The following is a 17,195-nucleotide window of genomic DNA, read 5'->3' as shown; positions in this document are numbered from 1 at the left end:
GGACCGATAGGGACAGCATACGGCCGGGGCCCAAGTGATCTCTAGGCCCCCACAGGGGCTCCGGTCAGGCGCCGACGTAAGCGGCGAGGTGCTCGCCGGTGAGGGTGGACCGGGCGGCAACCAGCTCGGCCGGGGTGCCCTCGAAAACGATCCGCCCGCCGTCGTGTCCGGCACCCGGGCCGAGGTCGATGATCCAGTCGGCGTGCGCCATGACCGCCTGGTGGTGCTCGATCACGATGACCGACTTGCCGGAGTCCACGAGCCGGTCAAGCAAACCCAGCAGGTTTTCGACGTCGGCGAGGTGAAGGCCCGTGGTCGGTTCGTCGAGGACGTAGACATCACCCTTCTCTGCCATCTGGGCGGCCAGCTTGACGCGCTGCCGCTCGCCGCCGGACAGCGTGGTGAGCGGCTGGCCGAGCGTAAGGTAGCCGAGCCCGACGTCGACGAGCCGGTCGAGGATCTTATGGGCCGCCGGCGTGCGCGCCTCGCCTGCGGCAAAGAACTCCTCGGCCTCGGTCACCGACATCGCGAGCACCTCGGCGATGTTGCGGCCGTCCAGCGTGTACTCCAGCACCGAGGCCTGGAACCGCCGGCCCTCGCAGTCCTCGCAGGTGGACTCGACAGTGGCCATGACGCCCAGTTCCGTGAAGATGACGCCCGCGCCGTTGCAGGTGGGGCAGGCGCCCTCGGAGTTGGAGCTGAACAGTGCCGGTTTGACGCCGTTGGCCTTCGCGAACGCCTTCCGGATCGGCTCGAGCACTCCGGTGTACGTTGCCGGGTTGCTCCGGCGTGAACCCCTGATGGCCCCCTGGTCGATCACCACTACGCCGTCACGCTTGGCCAGCGAGCCGTGGATCAGAGAGCTTTTTCCGGAACCGGCCACGCCGGTGACCACGCAGAGCACACCAAGCGGAACGTCGACGTCGACGTCCTTCAGGTTGTGCGTCGAGGCGCCGCGGATCTCCAATGTGGTCGCAGACCGACGCACGGAGCCCTTCAGCGCCGCCCGGTCATCGAGGTGGCGTCCGGTGATGGTGCCGCTGGCCCGCAGCCCCTCCACGGTGCCCTCGAAACAGACGGTGCCGCCACCGGTGCCGGCGCCGGGTCCGAGATCCACCACGTGGTCGGCTATGGCGATGGCCTCGGGCTTGTGCTCCACCACCAGCACCGTGTTGCCCTTGTCCCGCAGCTGCAGCAGCAGCTTGTTCATCCGCTCGATGTCGTGGGGGTGAAGTCCGATCGTGGGCTCGTCAAAGACATACGTGACGTCGGTCAGGGAGGAGCCGAGGTGGCGGATCATCTTGGTGCGCTGCGCTTCTCCTCCGGACAGTGTTCCTGCCGGACGGTCAAGGGAAAGGTAACCAAGCCCGATCTCGGCGAAGGAGTCGAGCAGGTGCCGCAGGCCCTTCAGGAGCGGCGCGACCGAGGGTGCGTCCAGCTCCCGGACCCACCCGGCCAGGTCGCTGATCTGCATCTCGCACAGGTCGGCGATGTTCTTGCCCTGGATCTTCGAGGACCTGGCCTCCGGACTCAGCCGCGTGCCGTCGCACTCCGGGCATTCCTGGAAGGTGATGGCGCGCTCCACGAAGGCGCGGATGTGGGGCTGCATGGCGTCCACGTCCTTGGAGAGCATCGATTTCTGGATCTTCGGGATGAGGCCCTCGTAGGTGAGGTTGATGCCCTCGACCTTGATTTTGGTCGGCTCCTTGTAGAGCAGGTCCTGCATTTCCTTCTTGGTGTACTTCGCGATCGGCTTGTCCATGTTGAAGCCGGCGCCGCTGAAGATGCGCCCGTACCAGCCGTCCATGCTGTACCCGGGGACCGTCAGGGCGCCCTCGGCGAGCGACTTGCTCTCGTCGAACAGCGCAGTGAGGTCGAAGTCGGAGACCGAGCCCATGCCTTCGCAGCGTGGACACATGCCGCCCAGGTAGACGGCGTTCTGGACAACGCTTTTCTCCACCCTGCCGCTCTTCTCGGTGCTCATCACCCCGCTGGCCTTGCGCGTGGGGACATTGAAGGAGAAGGCGGTGGGCGGGCCGACATAGGGCGTTCCCAGCCGGCTGAAAAGGATCCGGAGCATCGCGTTGGCGTCAGTGGCGGTGCCGACCGTGGAGCGCGGGTTCGCGCCCATCCGCTCCTGGTCGACGATGATCGCCGTCGTCAGGCCCTCAAGCAGGTCCACGTCCGGCCGTGCCAGCGTCGGCATGAAGCCCTGCACGAAGGCGCTGTAGGTTTCGTTGATCATCCGCTGCGATTCAGCGGCGATGGTCGCGAACACGAGTGAGCTCTTGCCCGAGCCGGACACCCCGGTGAACACCGTCAGGCGCCGCTTGGGGATCTCGATGGTGACGTCCTTGAGGTTGTTCTCCCGGGCGCCCTGCACACGGATCAAATCGTGGGTGTCGGCAACATGCGCCCCGGGCGGCAGCATGTCGTCCGCCGTCGTGATCGTGGGCATCGTCTCTCCATCTGTTGCTCGGGACCGCGCCTTCGCGGCTTCCGCCGGCATCGCTGGCTCCATCTAACCAGCTTCGAACAGCAGGTCCGATTCTCCTTGACGGGCACGGCCGCACGCAACGGGCGGCGCGGTACGGCCACGCGCAACGGGCGGCGCGGTACGCCCGGGCTTCAGCCGATCAGCCGGCGAGGACGGCCGGGCTTTCCGCTGTTTCGATGTCGACAACATCCAGGGCGAGCCCCAGGTCGCGGATTCCTTGGGCGGCGGCGTCTGTCAGGCCGGAGTCGGTGATGATGCGGTCGAACCTGTTCAGGGGTGCAACGTCATACATCCCGAAGGTGCCGAATTTGGAGCTGGAGGCTAGGAGGACAGCGGTGGAGGCAGCGCCCATCGCCGCCAGCTTGACGTCCACCTTGGCCTCGGTGGGCGTGGTCACTCCTCGCTGCAGATCCCAGGAGCTGGTGCTGATGAAGGCCAGGTCCATGTTCAGCTTTCGAAGGGTTTCCGCTGCGAGCCGGCCCACGCTGGAGCGGTTGGAGTGCTCGAGCCGGCCCCCGATGTGGATGACTTCGATGTTGCTGGCGCCATACAGGTGATCCACGATGGAGAAATCGTTGGTGATGATGCTCAGCCCGGTGAAGGCCTGCAGCTCGGCCACCAGCGAACCGGTCGTGGTGCCGGCGTCCAGGTAGACGGTCATGTCGTTCCTGAGCAGCGAGCGCGCGTGGGCCGCGATTGCCCGCTTCTGGGAGGGTTCGGTGGTCGCTTTTTCCTGGAAGGTTGGTTCGCTCCGCAAACCGCTGGCTAGCCGCACGCCCCCCGGCACGGACACCGCACGGCCTTCGCGCTCAAGGGCAGCGATATCCCGCCGTACCGTCATGTGCGAGACACCGAGGAGGTCCGTCAGCTGCAGGACGCTGAGCACGGGCTGCTGGTGCAGGAGGCGCATGAGGGCTTCGCGTCGCTGGTCGGGTATGAGGGGGGTCTCCGACTCGGACATCTGTTACAACTTTCTCGCGGTGGGAGGTAAAGGCCTCCCGCTGCTTCGATGCTATCGCGCAGTCGGGAGGCCGTCAGGGACTACAGTCCGGGCGCCTGTCCGAGCTCGGTCCGGAGCTGGCTCAGGCGGCGGTAGGCCTTGTCCCTGTACGCGAGCAGGGCTGCGGTCTGCTCCGGATCGATGTCCAGATATCCCGCACCTGACTTTACGCCCAGGTTTCCGGCCTCCACACTGGCCTTCAGGGAATCCGGTGCTTCAAACCGCTCGCCATAGGTTTTGGCAAGGGTGGAGTACGACGACGCGTAAACGTCCAGGCCGGCCATGTCCCCGATGGCGAAGGGGCCGAAGAGCGCAAGGCGGAAACCGAACGCGTTGCTGACCACGAGGTCCACCTGCGCCGGGCTGGCGAGGCCTTCCTCGACAACTTTGACGGCTTCCTTGTACAGGGCGAACTGCAGCCGGTTGGCCACGAATCCCGGTGTGTCCGCAACCCGGGCGGGGGTCTTTCCGACTGATTTGATGAGGTTCTCGGCTACGTCCAGAACACCGGGATCGGTCACGGCGCTGGCGATGAGTTCCACCCCGGGGATAAAGGGAGCGGGGTTCATCCAGTGGACGCCGAGGAACCGTTCCGGATTGACGACGACGGCGGCAAGCTCGGTGATGGGGATCGCCGAGGTATTTGATCCGATGATGGCGTCCGGTTTTGCTGCCGCTGATATCCGGCCGAGGGCTTCCAGCTTTACTTCCAGCTTTTCGAACACGGCTTCGGTGATGTAGTCGGCATCCGCCACGGCCTCTTCGACGGAGTCTGCGGCCGTGAGGCGTTGTTCGAGCAGTTCTGCCGAGCCCGCATCAAAAAGCCCGTCGGCTTCAAAGGATTTAGCCTGGTCGATCAGGCGGCGCCGGGACTTGTGGGCAGTTTCGGCGTCGACGTCGCCAAGCACCACGTCCATGCCGCCCAAGGCGAGAACCTGGGCGATGCCGCCGCCCATGTAGCCGGAACCAATGACTGCGGTCTTCTTGATGATGGGTGTCGCTGAGTCTGTGCTCATTTGTAGATCCTTTGTAAGTCGGCCCGGGAACAGGGGGCGGCCGCGGGAGCGGTAGTGCAGGAACGCTCCGGGACCCGCGCAGGCGCGGGTCCCGGGCTTGATTAGAGTGTGTTGCTGGTGCGGTTTGGCATGAAGCGCAGGGCGACGGCTGCGATGATTCCACCGAGTACGAGGTACGCGGCAACCGAGTAGCCGGTGCCGAAGCTGGCGAGCAGCAGGGCAGCCAACAGCGGTGCAGGTCCGCCCGCAACGAGCGAGGCCAGCTGGTAGCCGATGCCGGCACCTGCGTACCGGACGTTCACGGGGAACTGCTCGGAAATCAGTGATGCCTGGGCGCCGTACTGGATGGCGTGCGGCAGCAGTGACAGGGAGATCGCCAGGAAAGCGACCGTCGGGTTGCCCGAATCCAGCATCCAGAAGTACGGGAATGCCATCAGGACGAGCACGGCACAACCGATGTAGTAGATCTTCCGGCGGCCGATGCGGTCACCAACGCGGGCGAAGTACGGCAGAAGGATCAGGTCCACGCAGGCGGCCACAAGGGTCCCCATGAGGACGAAGGTGCGGTCGTAGCCTGCGGTCTTGGTGGCGTAGTCGAGGATGAAGGCTGTGAAGATATAGAACGGCATCTGCTCGGAGAGGCGGATAAGGGCCGAGAGAATGAGCTCTTTCGGGAAGCGGCGCAGGACCGATCCCACCGGATTCTTCTCGATCTTCCCGGCGTCCTTCGTGGCGGCAAACGACGGGGTCTCCTCCAGGGAGAGCCGTACCAGCAGGCCGACGATGACGAGCAGCCCGGCGAAGATAAAGGGAATCCGCCATCCCCAGACGAGGAACTGGTCGCCCGTAACCGCAGTGGCAATGAGGACTGCCGACGTCGACAGGATAAGGCCGATCGAGGTGCCCATCTGCGGCCAGGAGCCGGATGCCCCACGCTTCTTCTGGTCGCCCCACTCGAGTGACACCAGGACGGCGCCGCCCCATTCACCGCCTACACCGAAGCCTTGCACCAGGCGGAGGAACAGGAGCAGCAGCGGAGCAGCCAGGCCTATCTGCTGGTACGTGGGAAGGAAACCCATCGCAAACGTGGCCACGCCGGTCATGACCAGGCTGACAATCAGGGTGGTCTTGCGGCCGATGCGGTCCCCGTAGTGGCCGAAGACGGCTGCGCCTACGGGACGGATAACGAAGGCCAGGCCGAACGAGGCGAACGAGGAAATCACCGAAACCAGGCGATCATCTGCGGGAAAGAACATGGCCGGGAAGACCAGCGCGGCCGTGGCACCGTAGATGTAGTACTCGTACCACTCAATGGTGGTACCGATCAGGGAGCCCAGCTGCGCTCGGCGGCGTTGCCTCAGAACATGGGGCGTCGGGGCCGGAACCGGCCGCACTTCTTCGGTGGTATTCGACGACATGATCGTCACCGCTCCTTTGGGGTGGGTACAAGAGGAATTGGAACTCGGGTTCAGAAGAGGGCGACCAGCTGCCAAACGTGCCCTGCCTCACATAAGGTATAGTTATTTCACACATGAGTCAACTGTGGGAACATTTGTTCACACCACCTGATCAAGGCCGGCGGCGCTTTGCGCGGAATGGAGAAGGAAAATGCCCTTCGTAGGATGCATAGCGGACGATTTCACCGGGGCGACGGACCTAGCCACCAACCTGGTGTCGCAGGGCCTGCGTACAGTCGTGGTCTTCGGGCACCAGGGCGCAACCGCTGATATCCGGGACGCCGACGCTGTGGTCGTGGCCCTGAAATCCCGCACGGCACCGGTGGATGAGGCCGTGGGCAGCAGCCTGCAGGCCTTGGACTTCCTGGGAGCCCTGGGCGTCGAGAAAATCTACGTGAAGTACTGCTCGACGTTCGATTCGACCGCGAAGGGGAACATCGGTCCCATCATCGATGCGGTTCTTGACCAGTTGGACCAGGACACGACCATAGTGGTCCCCGCCTTTCCTGCCGCGGGGCGTACCGTCCGGGACGGCCGCCTGTTTGTCGGAGACGTGCCCCTGCACGAGAGTTCCATGCGGCATCATCCGCTCACGCCGATGCTCGAATCCCGCGTCGAGCTGCTTCTGCAGCCCCAAACAGCCAACTCGGTGGCGCACGTTCCGCTGGATACTGTGCGGGAAGGAGCCGGTGCTTTGGCCCGGGCTATAGCGGACTCCCGCCTCCAGCACCGCAGCAAGCCGGCCACCCTGGTCGTCATCGATGCGGTGGACGACGCCGACCTCCGGACCATCGCTTCGGCGTCGGCCGACCTGAAAGTCATCACCGGCGGCTCGGGGCTGGCACTCGGACTCGTCCACCCCAATTCGGGGCAGGATCCCGACGTTGCACGCGCACTCCCCCCGGTTAAAGGGTTCCGCGCTGTTCTGAGCGGCAGCGCCTCGGCGGCCACACGCGCGCAAGTCAACCACGGGCGATCGAGCCTGCCCTCAGTGAAGCTCAACCTGACGGACCTGAGGGAGCGGTTCGAGCAGACAACCAGTGACATCGCCGCCTGGGCGAAGAGCCAGTGGGAGGACGATCCGCTCCGGCCCGTCCTCGTCTACTCCGTGGACTCCCTGGAAGACCTTCACCCCGCAGACCCCGCCTCAACCGAACGCCCGGCCAACGAAGTAGTGGAAGAGGCGCTGGCGGACATCGCGCGCAGACTCGTCGGCCAAGGGGCACGCCAGTTCATCATTGCCGGCGGGGAAACCTCGGGCAGAATCGTCAGCGCACTTCAAGTCCCCAGCCTGACCATCGGTCCAGCCATCGCAGCAGGAGTGGCCTGGGGTGCCGGCACGACCCCCGACGGAACCGACCTCCGGCTCGCGTTGAAATCGGGCAACTTCGCCGGTGTAGACATGTTCACGTCTGCCTGGGAGAACCTGTCATGAGCACCGCGCAGGCGGACCTTGCTGGTCACCCTCTTTGCCAGGACCTCGTACAGGCCGGCGCAACGCTGGCCGGGCTGGGGCTCAGCCCGGGCTCCAGCGGCAACATCAGTGTGCGCATCGGTGACACAGTGCTGATGTCGCCTACCGGATCGGATCTCGCGTCACTCGATGCCGGAAACCTGGCGCTCCTGAGCCTTGACGGCGACGTGCTCGGCGGCCCGAAGGCGTCCAAGGAGTTTCCCCTACACCAGGCGATGTACGCCCGGTACCCGGACATGACCGCCGTCGTCCATCTCCACTCCCCCAATGCCGCCGCGCTCTCCTGCACCCAGCCGTGGGCGCCGCACAGCGCCCTTCCTCCCATCACTCCGTATTTGGTGATGCGGGTCGGACAGGTTCCCCTCATCCCGTATGCAGCACCCGGCAACAGCTCCCAGGGCGCCTATATCAACAGTCTCGACTTTGACTTCAGCGCGGTGCTGCTTCAAAATCACGGACCTCTTACATCAGGTGCATCGGTCCAGCAGGCTGTGGACGCAATCATCGAAATCGAGGAAGCCGCCAAACTTGTACTCCTGCTGCAGGAACGGCCTGCGAGGCTGCTCGACGACGCCGAGATAGCTGAGCTGACCCGTACCTACGGAACGACGTGGAAGACCAGCGGCCCCTAAGCGGGACGCATTGCACCGCCCCCCTGCCGCTCGGTTAGGCTGGCAGCGGAGATCAACGAACCGGCAGCCCAGTCATCGGAACGGCCTGCCCCGAGCCGACGGAGCTGTTGGAAACCTATGACCCGGAAAATCAGCGTCAGCCTGCCGGACGCCGCCCTTCGCCAGTACCTGGCACCGCACCCGGACGTCTCGGTGCTCGAGTGGGACTTCGAAGACGATGCTCCGCAGTCCAAGATCGACATCGTTGTCCCGCCCCTACATGGGCGGAGCAACGGTGTTGCGCAGGCTTGAGGACGTGGAGACGTCGCTGGTGCAGAGCCAGTCGATCGGGTACGACGGCGTGACGGAGTTCCTGCCCCCCGGCCGGGTTTTCGCCAATGCCGCCGGCGTGCACGAGACGTCCACCGCCGAGCTTGCCCTGGCCATGATCCTGGCCAGCCAGCGGGAGCTGCCGAGGCTCTTCAGCAACCAGCAGGAGGGTCTTTGGGAGGCCAAGCTGACCGCGAGCCTGGCGGACTGCCGCGTCCTGATGGTGGGATACGGCGGCGTGGGCAAGGCCATCGAGCAGCGGCTCCTTCCGTTCGAAACCAGCGTTACGCGTGTAGCCAGCCGGGCGCGGGCGGACGGGGACGGGCCTGTCCACGGCATTGCCGAGCTGCCCGGGCTCCTGCCGGACCACGACATTGTGGTGGTGGCAGTTCCGTACAGCGACTCCACGCGGCACCTGATCGATGACGCCTTCCTTTCCGCCATGCCCGACGGTGCGCTGCTGGTCAACGTGGCCCGGGGTGCCGTGGCGGACACCGAGGCCGTGGTCCGCCATACGGCTGGGGGCCGGATCCGGGCCGCGCTCGACGTTACGGACCCGGAGCCGCTGCCCGCCGGCCACCCGCTCTGGTCGGCGCCCGGCGTCATCATCACCCCGCATGTGGGCGGGGCGAGTGCGGCGATGCGCCCCCGCATGGGCCGGCTCCTGCAGCGCCAGATTGAGCTCATGCTGGCCGGGGAACCGCCCGCGAACGTGGTGCTGGGCGGCTGAGCCGCCGCCCGTCCGCGGCGGCTCTCAAGCGCCGCCGTGCGCGGCGTTGGCCGCGCCCCTGTGCGCGGCGTCGTCCGCGGCTCTTACTGGGACAGGGTGTCCAGGGCTGCGAGGAGGCGCCGGACCGAACCGCCGAGGTTCCACTCGGTGCCAAGCCGCTCCAGCTCGGCGCGTGAATCACCGGTCACAGGGTGCAGCTGCGCGCTGGCCTCCTCAAGGGTGGGCAGCTCAAGGTCGCGGACGATTCGCACGACCGTGGGCGCCGCCGAAAGGTATTGCGCCGCTGCGGTGAGCTTGGACCGCACTGACGCGGACAACCCGCTTCCCTTATCCGCTGCCGCCGCCAGCAGACCCTCGAGCGTGCCGTATTCCCCCAGCAACGACGCGGCGGTCTTCTCGCCGATCCCGGCCACCCCCGGCAGCCCGTCCGAGGCGTCGCCGCGGAGGGTCGCATAATCAGCGTACTGCTCGGGCAGCACGCGATACTTGCCCACAACCACGACGTCCGTCACGGTTTCGAGATTCTTCATGCCGCGCGCGGTATAGATCACCCGCACCTGGCGGGCGTCGTCGACCACCTGGAAGAGGTCCCGGTCACCCGTGACCACGTCGACCGGAAGCTCCGCTTGGCTGGCGTAGGTGCCCACGACGTCGTCCGCCTCATGGTCCGGGGCCCCCACGATGGCAATGCCGGCGAGGCCGAGCACCCTGCGGATCATGGGAATCTGCGCCTCGAGCGCGTCGGGCACCACCTCCACGTCGGGGGCACCTGCCACCACTTCCGCGACCCGGTGGGACTTGTAGGTGGGCAGCAGGTCTACCCGCCACTGCGGACGCCAGTCGTCGTCCCAGCACGCCACGAGGTGCGTCGCTCCATAGTCGGTTGTCAGCCTCGCGATCATGTCCAGCAGACCCCGGACCGCGTTCACCGGGGTGCCATCAGCGCGGCGGATCGTGTCGGGAACGCCATAGAACGCGCGGAAGTACAACGAGGCGGTGTCGAGCAGCATCAGTCGGTGTGTCATGACTGATCCTGACACGGATGTGCCCGCGAAGCACCGGCCGGAACCCGGACTCGGCCGCAGTTACTCCTCGAAATGCGCCTTGACCTCGGCCCTGCCCGAAATTGAGGCGACAACCGAGGCGGCCACCTCCCGGAGCTTGGTGTTCCGGGAGTTCGAGGCGCTCCTGAGCAGTTCGAAGGCCTCCTCGGGAGCGCAACGGTTCTGGGCCATCACCACCCCGACAGCCATGTCAATGACAGCCCGGGACTCCATGGCGGCGGCCAGGTCGTCACGGGCATCGCGAAGACGGGCGATCCGCAGTGCCAGCCGCAAGGACTTGGACGCCTGGTCCGCGAAGTTCTCAGCCAGGGTGACGTCCGCCGCGGTGAAGGAAGCAGGACCGGAGGCGTAGAGGTTCAGCGCCGCCCGGGTCTGGTCCTCGAGCCACACCGGAACACCCAGGATGGAAAGATAACCCTGGCTTGCCGCCGAAAGAGAAAGCTCCGGCCATCTCTCCTCGCGCCGCACGTCCGGGACGTATACGGTCGCCAGGTCCCGCATCGCAGCAAGGCACGGCCCGTCCCCCGCCCTGTTCTGGATCTCGTCCATCGCGAACGCTTCAGGGCTGCTCGCCGCCCTCGTGGCCTGTTTCCGATGCCGCATGATGGTTATCCCGCAAATCACGGGCCGGCCGGTCCGGGAGAGCTCGTGGGAGGTGTAGCGGGCCAAATCGCGGAGGAATTCCTCCACATCGGCGCTGTCCAGGACCAGATCCTGGAGCTCCCCGGCTACCTCGCCACGAAGCCCCTGCTCATCAAAATCCATGCCGCCTCCTCTCGGACTCAAGGCTGACCGTTCCAATCTAGCCCTAAAGGGTCTCCGTGACCGGCCCGGGACGGCAATGTGAAGGTCAGTGCTGCCCAACGCGTGGGACGTCGGATCCGCCTTGGCTTTGGCGGCAGCAGGATTTCGGGCCGTCGGCACCACCAGCTTTGGCATTGCGGCAAGTGCCGGCATGCCCGACGGCGGCCGGTCCAGCAAGGCGCTAACGGCCGCGTTGGTCGCGCAGGTGCGCCGACTGCCGGTCCACGTGACGGCGGACATAGAGGACGGCTACTCCGAGGACCCCGATGAGGTGGCGGACTATGTAGCCCAGCTGGCGGCCCTGGGCGTGGCCGGGGTCAACCTGGAGGACAGCACGGCCGGCAACCTTGTCGATCCAGCGTCCTTTGCCGCGAAAGTTACCGCCGCCAAGCGACGCAGCCCGGCGATGTTCATCAACGCCCGCGTTGACAACATCTGGTTCGGCGAACAGGCCACCGTGGCTGCCGTCTTGCGCAGGGCCAACGCCTACGCCGACGCCGGGGCGGACGGGATCTTTGTCCCCGGCCTCAAGGCACCGGAGGACATCCAGACCATCACCGCCGGTATCGGGTTGCCGGTCAACGTGCTGGCACATCCCTCGCTGACTGTGGCCGAGCTGGGTGAGCTGGGGGTCAGGCGGGTGAGTTCCGGCTCCCTGCCGTACCGCGCAGCGGTTGACGCGGCAACCAGGTGCCGGTTGCCACTCCGTACTGGGAGATGCAGTCCCGTCTCGTGTCATTCAGCCAGCGCACCACCGGCTGACCGGCAGCCGGGGTTCAACCGCCTGCGTAACTGCGCGTCCGCTGGCGTGAGGCAGGCGCCGGCAGCCACGCGGTCACGAACCCGCCGCGTGCGCCGTCGTTGCGGTCTTCCCCCAGGAGCTCGTCCGTTGCGTCGAGCGAGATGGCCCGGCCGTAGCGGGCCGACAGCCCCGCCACTGAATGTTCCGCACAGTTCCAGCCTGCCGATTCGAGCAACCGGGCCGGGTCCGGCGGATCCGCCCGGGCCAGCAGCTCCTCCATCGGCAGGCCGGTCTGCGCGCTGAAGTCCCGCAGCTTCGCCTGCACCTCAACTAAGTCCGGTGTTGCAGGCACCACTGGAATTCGCCCGCCTCGAATCCCTAGGGTTCCGAGCCGCCAAGAAATGTTGGGGGTTGCAGCAGTCCCTGAAGCCAGGCCGTAAAAGTCATTACAGGATTGCCTGAATACATCCATAGATGTACTTTGAGGTTATGGAAACCCTCACTCAGGCGCCCGTGCTGGCCCGCTTTGGCTACGCCGTCTCGGATGCGACCCGCGCCAGGATCCTCCTGACGCTCTCGGACGCCCCTGCCTATCCCTCTGATCTTGCCGATGCCCTGGGGGTGTCCCGGCAGAGCATGTCCAACCACCTGACCTGCCTGCGCGGGTGTGGCCTGGTTGTCGCTGTCCCTGATGGACGGAGGACCCGGTACGAACTGGCAGATGCCCGGCTGGGCCACGCGATCAAGGACCTGCTCGGCGTTGTCCTGGCCGTGGATCCCTCCTGCTGCGCTCCGGACGGGACGTGCTTCGCATGACGGCCGCGCTGCAGACCCCGATCCAGCAACGGAGGGCCGTCCTGTCCCGCAGGATCCGTTTGTTCGCCGCCGGGACCATCACCTACAACGTCATCGAAGCCGTGGTGGCGCTCTGGGCCGGCGGGGTCGCCGATTCCTCAGCCCTGATCGGGTTCGGTCTGGACTCGGTGATCGAAGTATCGTCGGCCGTGGCCCTGTCCTGGCAGTTCTCCGCAAAGGATCCCGAACGCCGCGAACACTTGACCCTGCGGATCATCGCCCTCTCCTTCTTCGCCCTCGCGACGTTCGTGACCGTGGACGCCGTACGGTCCCTCGCCGGTGGAGGCGAGGCTCAGCATTCGACGCCCGGCATCATCATCGCGGCCTTGAGCCTGGCTATCATGCCTGTCCTGTCGTGGGCGCAGCGCCGCGCGGGCCGGGAGCTGGGATCCCGTACTGCCGTCGCTGATTCCAAACAGACGCTGTTATGCACCTACCTCTCCGCAGTCCTGCTGGTTGGCCTGGTCCTGAACAGCACCCTTGGTTGGTGGTGGGCCGACGCCGGAGCAGCCCTGGTGATCGCCGCGATTGCGATCCGCGAAGGGGTCAACGCCTGGAAGGGTGACGTGTGCTGCACCGTTCCCGGCGCCGACACTGGCCACGACGAAGGCGACGACTGCTGCGCCCCGGCTGGGCCGGACGGCCATGAGGACCAGGAGATCACAGCCCTCGCCCCCGGCGAAGGTTCCACTGTGGCTGCAACCAAGGCCCCGACCTGCTGCGACGATTGCAGCTCAACCACCGCGTCGGAGCCAGGCCCCCGCAGCCTGGGTCTTACCGTGAAGCGCCGGGACGATTAAGCGATGTACTACGAGCTCCGCACCATACCTGGCTGTCCAAACAGTCTGCCCGCACTCGAGCTCTTTCGGGCAGCGCTGAGGGACGAAAAGATTGATCCTGACCTCGCGAAGATCATGGAGATAACGTCAGAGGCCGACGTGGCCGCCCTGAACTTCCAGGGGTCCCCATCGTTCATAGCCGCCGGCCAGGACCTCTTTCCCTCCGTGGCGGGGCCCGGGATCAGCTGCCGGGTTTATCAAACCGATCAAGGTCTTTCGGGTCTGCCGTCCGTTGAGTCGCTGCGCGCTGCTTTGCGTGGCCTGGCCGGATTCGACCTGACGGGGGTCGAGGCTTGAGCGGGCACGACCACAGTCATGGCGCCTCTGACGTCGGCGGCCACAGAGGCAAGCTGGTCATCGTCTTCGGGATCACCTTCTCTGTGATCATCGCCGTTACAGGCTGGGTCCAGGCAGACGCCGTCGTATCCCTGCTGATCGGTGCGCTGATCATTCCCCGCACCCTGAAACTGCTGCGCGAAACGACCGATGTGCTGATGGAAAGCGTGCCCCGCGGACTTGACCTGGCAAAGGTCCGCGAACACATCCTGGCCCTGCCGCATGTCATCGACGTCCACGACCTGCATGCCTCCCTGGTGGGCTCGGGGATCCCGGTCCTCTCCGCCCACGTCACCGTCCAGGACAAGTGCATGCGTGACGGTCACTCCGCGACCATCCTGGGGGACCTCCAGCGCTGCGTCGCCGAACACTTTGACGTCAGCTTCGAACACTCCACCTTCCAGGTTGAACCAGCCGCCCACCGCGATCAGGAAAGCATCCCCCACTAATGTCACCAGCAGCACCGGCCACCAAAGCCACTGACCCCGCACGCAAGGTCCGCATCGTCCTTTGGATCCTGCTCGCCGCCGTCGTTGGCGTCGGCCTGATCTGGTACGCGGTGTTCACCGCCACCAAACCCGAACCGGCAGCCCTGAAACCGGTCGCGGAAGCGCAGCTGGTCAGGGACGACAGCCACCGTGTCACCAGCCCCGCCACCGAAAAAGCACAGCTGGTGGAGTTCCTGGACTTTGAATGTGAATCTTGCCGTGCCGCCGATCCGCTGGTGCAGGAACTCAAGCAGGAGTACGGGGACCGGATCACGTTCGTGCACCGCTACTTTCCCCTCCCGTCGCACAAGAACTCCGGCCAGGCCGCCCTCGCGGTGGAAGCCGCGGCGCAGCAGGGCAAATACGAGGAAATGGTCGCGAAGATGTTCGAAACCCAGCCGCAGTGGGGCGAAAAGCAGGAGTTCCAGAACGCCCTGTTCAGGACGTTCGCCGAAGGACTTGGCCTGGACATGGAAAAGTACGACGCCGCCGTGGCTGCCGAAGAAACCAGGGAACGGATCCGCAAGGACTTCGCGGACGGAAAAGCCCTCGGGGTCACCGGAACTCCCTCATTCTTCCTTGACGGGCAAAAACTCACGCTCAACAGCGAAGAACAGTTCCGACAGCTGCTCGACGACGCGGCCAAGTGACCACCCAGCGGGGGCAAAGGAGTAACCGACCCGACTGGAAACTCAGGCAGCTCCGTTCAGGCTGAGTTGGTGCGCGTGGAAGTCGAAGTGCTTGGTGGGATAGGCGTAGACGTCGTTGAGTGTCATGGTGGGTGCGAAGAACGGGTCCCACCGGTCCGGGAACGGCATCGACCTGGATAGGGATGTCATGCTTTCGCGCTTCAGGGTGCGGGTGATGGCGTTGATGGTTTTGTCGAGTTTCCGGGCCATCCGCCGCTTGTTGAAGTACACCGCTGCGCTGCGGGAGCCCCAGTAATTTATGACGTCGAAGGGGCGGGTGCCCGCGTTCAGGAGTGCGGCGAAGGCCTTTCCAACAGGTGCGGGGAGCCTGCTGATGAGGTGGACCAGCGGCAGCAGCGAACGGACCACCATGTAGCCGAAAACCATGTGGAAGAGCAGTTCTTCATTGGTCCACTTCGTACCGTTGCTCTTACTGCCAAGGTCCGCGGCAGTAGCGCCCGCCAGCCACCTCTCAAGGTCCGCCCGGGCCCGGCCGTATCCGGCCATGATCTCGTCCTCTGTCGGTTCCACGTTCCCCCTCCCCACCGCTGGCTGGTTGTTTAGATGCTGGGTGAGCGGTGTTCGATCAGGAGGGTGTCGCGCCACTGCCCGTTCAATGGGCCGTATGTCATCCGGGCGATGCGCCGCCGGCGGCCGACGATGGTGAAGCCAGTGGTCAGGTGGAGTTTGAGGCTGGCTTCGTTCTCTGGGAAGACACTGGCCTGGATGGTCCAGATGCCATCGTTCTCGGTGGAGTCAATGAGGGCTTGGAGGAGGGCTTTGCCGATGCCCAACCCGCGGGCAGTGGAGGCAACGTACACGGAGTGTTCTACCACTCCGGCGTACACCGGCCGGGCCGATACGGGCGAGACCGCCGCCCAACCCACGACCGTCCCGTCGCCGGAAGCCGCAACGTGCCGGTGCCCGGGCAGCCTGGACTGGTCAAAGTGTTCCCAGTCCGGGGCAAAGGATTCAAACGTCGCGTGGCCGGTGTCGATGCCCTCCTGATAAATGCTCCGGACCTGTTGCCAGTCCGCCGGTTCCATGGCCCGGATGGTCAGGGTGGAGGTCACAGGTTCGCCAGAAGGTCCGCGGCGCGGTCCAGTCCGCCGGGGGCAAGGGAGAAGTAGGCCCAGGTGCCGCGCTTCTCGCGGCGCAGCAGCCCGGCTTCGACCAGGATCTTCAGGTGGTGGGACACCGTGGGCTGGCCGAGGTCCAAAGGCTCGGTGAGGTCGCACACGCAGGTCGACCCGGACGGTGCGGCCTTGATGATGGAGAGCAGCCGGAGCCGGTTCGGGTCAGCCAGCGCCTTGAAGACTATGGCCTGCTGCTTCGCTGCCTCAGCGCTCATGGCAGGCCCTCCTGCCGGCGGGCAGCAGGCTTTGTCCGTGTCTGGCTCGAGAACTGGCAGCAAATTCATCTACCCATTATGCGCCGATATTGACGCTCATCAATGAGTGGGGTGGTAGTCGGGTATTCCAGTGAGGTCGACTAGGAGGTGCTCTTTGCGGTGTCGTGTGGGAGTACGACGTCGACGGCGGCGCGGTGCGCCCTGGGGAACAGGAGGAACAGTAGACCCAGGCCCGCTGCCGCGCCGATGATCTGGGCGATGATGAACGCGGGGACGGAGGCAGGTGCGATGCCGGCGAAGGTGTCGCTGAAGATCCGGCCGACTGTCACGGCGGGGTTGGCGAAGGACGTCGAGGACGTGAACCAGTAGGCGGCACCGATGTATGCACCGACGGCCGGGGCTGCAAGGACGCCCCGCTGGGTGGCGGCCAGGGCGAAGATCAGCAGAATGAGCCCGGCTGTGGCAACGACTTCGCCCAGCAAATGACCTCCCGTAGCGCGGTCCTTGCCCGAGATCGAGGTTCCCACCTCGAACATGGCGTTCGCGACCACGCTGCCGCTGATCGCGCCGAGGGTCTGTGCGGTCACGTACGTGCCCAGCTCCGGCAGGTACAGGCCGGTGCCGCTGCGCCGTCCCAGGACCCAGTCCGCGAGCGAGACGACAGGGTTGAAGTGTGCGCCGCTGACCGGCCCGAACACGAGGATCAGGACGGTCAGGCCCAACACCGTCGCGGTGCTGTTCTGCAGCAGCTGCAGGCCGACATCGTTTGGGGACAGCCGCTGGGCCATGATCCCCGAGCCCACGACGATCATCACGAGCAGGCTGGTGCCAAGAAGTTCAGCGATGGCACGGCGCCACAACGGCGGCTGTTTTGTAGTCATGGCACCAAGCTTGACGCAGAAAATTAGCTCA

17 protein-coding genes and 3 pseudogenes are annotated in these 17,195 nt (G+C 65.5%); 9 read left to right on the top strand and 11 right to left on the bottom strand.

Going from position 1 to position 17,195, the window contains the following annotated elements; all coding sequences use genetic code 11:
* Positions 1-64: 64 nt before the first annotated feature.
* The 4 genes from QFZ65_RS04160 to QFZ65_RS04145 form a co-directional block, all read right to left on the bottom strand.
* A complete protein-coding gene (locus QFZ65_RS04160; protein ID WP_306908382.1) occupies positions 65-2,458 on the bottom strand; it encodes an excinuclease ABC subunit UvrA in 2,394 nt (797 codons plus the stop codon).
* Positions 2,459-2,636: 178 nt separating this feature from the next.
* Positions 2,637-3,458, bottom strand: a complete 822-nt coding sequence (locus QFZ65_RS04155) for a DeoR/GlpR family DNA-binding transcription regulator (protein ID WP_306908381.1) — start codon at positions 3,456-3,458, stop codon at positions 2,637-2,639.
* Between the two features lie 80 nt (positions 3,459-3,538).
* Positions 3,539-4,513, bottom strand: a complete 975-nt coding sequence (locus QFZ65_RS04150; protein WP_306908380.1) for a 3-hydroxyacyl-CoA dehydrogenase family protein — start codon at positions 4,511-4,513, stop codon at positions 3,539-3,541.
* A 101-nt stretch (positions 4,514-4,614) separates the two neighbouring features.
* Entirely contained in the window at positions 4,615-5,931 is a 1,317-nt protein-coding gene (locus QFZ65_RS04145) for an MFS transporter (protein WP_306908379.1), read from the bottom strand.
* A gap of 190 nt (positions 5,932-6,121) precedes the next feature.
* Here QFZ65_RS04145 and otnK point away from each other — a divergent pair, with 190 nt between their 5' ends.
* From otnK to QFZ65_RS04125, 3 genes and pseudogenes are all read left to right on the top strand, one after another.
* Entirely contained in the window at positions 6,122-7,405 is a 1,284-nt protein-coding gene (gene otnK, locus QFZ65_RS04140) for a 3-oxo-tetronate kinase (protein WP_306908378.1), read from the top strand.
* Entirely contained in the window at positions 7,402-8,076 is a 675-nt protein-coding gene (locus tag QFZ65_RS04135; protein ID WP_306908377.1) for a class II aldolase/adducin family protein, read from the top strand. Before otnK ends, QFZ65_RS04135 begins: the two co-directional genes overlap by 4 nt.
* Positions 8,077-8,193: 117 nt before the next feature.
* Positions 8,194-9,115: pseudogene (locus QFZ65_RS04125) on the top strand (2-hydroxyacid dehydrogenase).
* An 83-nt stretch (positions 9,116-9,198) separates the two neighbouring features.
* Here QFZ65_RS04125 and QFZ65_RS04120 read toward each other — a convergent pair.
* Together QFZ65_RS04120 and QFZ65_RS04115 are read right to left on the bottom strand one after the other, a co-directional pair.
* Complete coding sequence (locus QFZ65_RS04120; RefSeq protein WP_306908374.1) at positions 9,199-10,140, bottom strand: 5'-3' exonuclease; 942 nt, start codon at positions 10,138-10,140, stop codon at positions 9,199-9,201.
* Positions 10,141-10,200: 60 nt separating this feature from the next.
* Positions 10,201-10,944, bottom strand: coding sequence for a GAF and ANTAR domain-containing protein (locus QFZ65_RS04115; RefSeq protein WP_306908373.1), 744 nt, complete (start codon positions 10,942-10,944; stop codon positions 10,201-10,203).
* Between the two features lie 88 nt (positions 10,945-11,032).
* Between QFZ65_RS04115 and QFZ65_RS04110 the strand changes: the two are divergent.
* Positions 11,033-11,611 (top strand): annotated as a pseudogene (locus tag QFZ65_RS04110) (isocitrate lyase/phosphoenolpyruvate mutase family protein); the annotation flags it as partial.
* A 148-nt stretch (positions 11,612-11,759) separates the two neighbouring features.
* On the opposite strand, the gene QFZ65_RS04105 reads toward QFZ65_RS04110, so the two are convergent.
* A complete protein-coding gene (locus QFZ65_RS04105) occupies positions 11,760-12,077 on the bottom strand; it encodes a hypothetical protein (protein WP_306912643.1) in 318 nt (105 codons plus the stop codon).
* A gap of 137 nt (positions 12,078-12,214) precedes the next feature.
* Here QFZ65_RS04105 and QFZ65_RS04100 point away from each other — a divergent pair, with 137 nt between their 5' ends.
* The 5 genes and pseudogenes from QFZ65_RS04100 (at position 12,215) to QFZ65_RS04080 (ending at position 14,893) form a co-directional block, all read left to right on the top strand.
* On the top strand, positions 12,215-12,541 hold the full coding sequence (locus QFZ65_RS04100; RefSeq protein ID WP_306908372.1) for a helix-turn-helix transcriptional regulator: 327 nt from the start codon (positions 12,215-12,217) through the stop codon (positions 12,539-12,541).
* Positions 12,538-13,380: a cation diffusion facilitator family transporter gene (locus tag QFZ65_RS04095; RefSeq protein WP_306908371.1), complete on the top strand. Its 843-nt coding sequence runs from the start codon at positions 12,538-12,540 to the stop codon at positions 13,378-13,380. The genes QFZ65_RS04100 and QFZ65_RS04095 overlap by 4 nt, the downstream gene beginning before the upstream one ends.
* Before the next feature lie 114 nt (positions 13,381-13,494).
* Entirely contained in the window at positions 13,495-13,716 is a 222-nt protein-coding gene (locus QFZ65_RS04090) for a hypothetical protein (RefSeq protein ID WP_306908370.1), read from the top strand.
* Positions 13,717-13,763: 47 nt separating this feature from the next.
* Positions 13,764-14,204: pseudogene (locus QFZ65_RS04085) on the top strand (cation diffusion facilitator family transporter); the annotation flags it as partial.
* The gene (locus QFZ65_RS04080) at positions 14,204-14,893 is read left to right on the top strand and encodes a thioredoxin domain-containing protein (RefSeq protein ID WP_306908369.1); all 690 of its coding nucleotides are present in this window, start codon (positions 14,204-14,206) and stop codon (positions 14,891-14,893) included. The pseudogene QFZ65_RS04085 and the gene QFZ65_RS04080, both read left to right, overlap by 1 nt.
* 42 nt (positions 14,894-14,935) lie before the next feature.
* Here the strand turns inward: QFZ65_RS04080 and QFZ65_RS04075 are convergent, their stop codons facing one another.
* The 4 genes from QFZ65_RS04075 to QFZ65_RS04060 form a co-directional block, all read right to left on the bottom strand.
* Positions 14,936-15,463 carry a DinB family protein gene (locus QFZ65_RS04075; RefSeq protein ID WP_306908368.1) on the bottom strand — a complete coding sequence of 176 codons (528 nt, stop codon included), beginning with the start codon at positions 15,461-15,463 and terminating at the stop codon, positions 14,936-14,938.
* A gap of 29 nt (positions 15,464-15,492) precedes the next feature.
* A complete protein-coding gene (locus tag QFZ65_RS04070; protein ID WP_306912495.1) occupies positions 15,493-15,978 on the bottom strand; it encodes a GNAT family N-acetyltransferase in 486 nt (161 codons plus the stop codon).
* Positions 15,979-16,001: 23 nt separating this feature from the next.
* A complete protein-coding gene (locus QFZ65_RS04065; protein WP_306908367.1) occupies positions 16,002-16,352 on the bottom strand; it encodes a helix-turn-helix transcriptional regulator in 351 nt (116 codons plus the stop codon).
* Positions 16,353-16,423: 71 nt separating this feature from the next.
* Positions 16,424-17,164 carry an MIP/aquaporin family protein gene (locus tag QFZ65_RS04060; protein WP_306908366.1) on the bottom strand — a complete coding sequence of 247 codons (741 nt, stop codon included), beginning with the start codon at positions 17,162-17,164 and terminating at the stop codon, positions 16,424-16,426.
* Positions 17,165-17,195: the final 31 nt, after the last annotated feature.

Source organism: Arthrobacter sp. B3I9, from assembly GCF_030816935.1.
Taxonomy (GTDB): Bacteria; Actinomycetota; Actinomycetes; order Actinomycetales; family Micrococcaceae; genus Arthrobacter.
Note: the sequence above shows the minus strand (reverse complement) of the source record. Positions and strands in the feature narration are given on the sequence as shown.

What these genes read in the sequence shown, in the direction of transcription:
- QFZ65_RS04095 (WP_306908371.1), top strand. Translation starts at nt 12,538, where the DNA reads ATGACGGCCGCGCTGCAGACCCCGATCCAGCAACGGAGGGCCGTCCTG.
- QFZ65_RS04155 (WP_306908381.1), bottom strand. Translation starts at nt 3,458, where the DNA reads ATGTCCGAGTCGGAGACCCCCCTCATACCCGACCAGCGACGCGAAGCC.
- QFZ65_RS04090 (WP_306908370.1), top strand. Translation starts at nt 13,495, where the DNA reads ATGGAGATAACGTCAGAGGCCGACGTGGCCGCCCTGAACTTCCAGGGG.
- QFZ65_RS04135 (WP_306908377.1), top strand. Translation starts at nt 7,402, where the DNA reads ATGAGCACCGCGCAGGCGGACCTTGCTGGTCACCCTCTTTGCCAGGAC.
- QFZ65_RS04100 (WP_306908372.1), top strand. Translation starts at nt 12,215, where the DNA reads ATGGAAACCCTCACTCAGGCGCCCGTGCTGGCCCGCTTTGGCTACGCC.
- QFZ65_RS04120 (WP_306908374.1), bottom strand. Translation starts at nt 10,140, where the DNA reads ATGACACACCGACTGATGCTGCTCGACACCGCCTCGTTGTACTTCCGC.
- QFZ65_RS04115 (WP_306908373.1), bottom strand. Translation starts at nt 10,944, where the DNA reads ATGGATTTTGATGAGCAGGGGCTTCGTGGCGAGGTAGCCGGGGAGCTC.
- QFZ65_RS04160 (WP_306908382.1), bottom strand. Translation starts at nt 2,458, where the DNA reads ATGCCCACGATCACGACGGCGGACGACATGCTGCCGCCCGGGGCGCAT.
- QFZ65_RS04150 (WP_306908380.1), bottom strand. Translation starts at nt 4,513, where the DNA reads ATGAGCACAGACTCAGCGACACCCATCATCAAGAAGACCGCAGTCATT.
- QFZ65_RS04060 (WP_306908366.1), bottom strand. Translation starts at nt 17,164, where the DNA reads ATGACTACAAAACAGCCGCCGTTGTGGCGCCGTGCCATCGCTGAACTT.
- QFZ65_RS04080 (WP_306908369.1), top strand. Translation starts at nt 14,204, where the DNA reads ATGTCACCAGCAGCACCGGCCACCAAAGCCACTGACCCCGCACGCAAG.
- otnK (WP_306908378.1), top strand. Translation starts at nt 6,122, where the DNA reads ATGCCCTTCGTAGGATGCATAGCGGACGATTTCACCGGGGCGACGGAC.
- QFZ65_RS04065 (WP_306908367.1), bottom strand. Translation starts at nt 16,352, where the DNA reads ATGAATTTGCTGCCAGTTCTCGAGCCAGACACGGACAAAGCCTGCTGC.
- QFZ65_RS04145 (WP_306908379.1), bottom strand. Translation starts at nt 5,931, where the DNA reads ATGTCGTCGAATACCACCGAAGAAGTGCGGCCGGTTCCGGCCCCGACG.
- QFZ65_RS04070 (WP_306912495.1), bottom strand. Translation starts at nt 15,978, where the DNA reads ATGGAACCGGCGGACTGGCAACAGGTCCGGAGCATTTATCAGGAGGGC.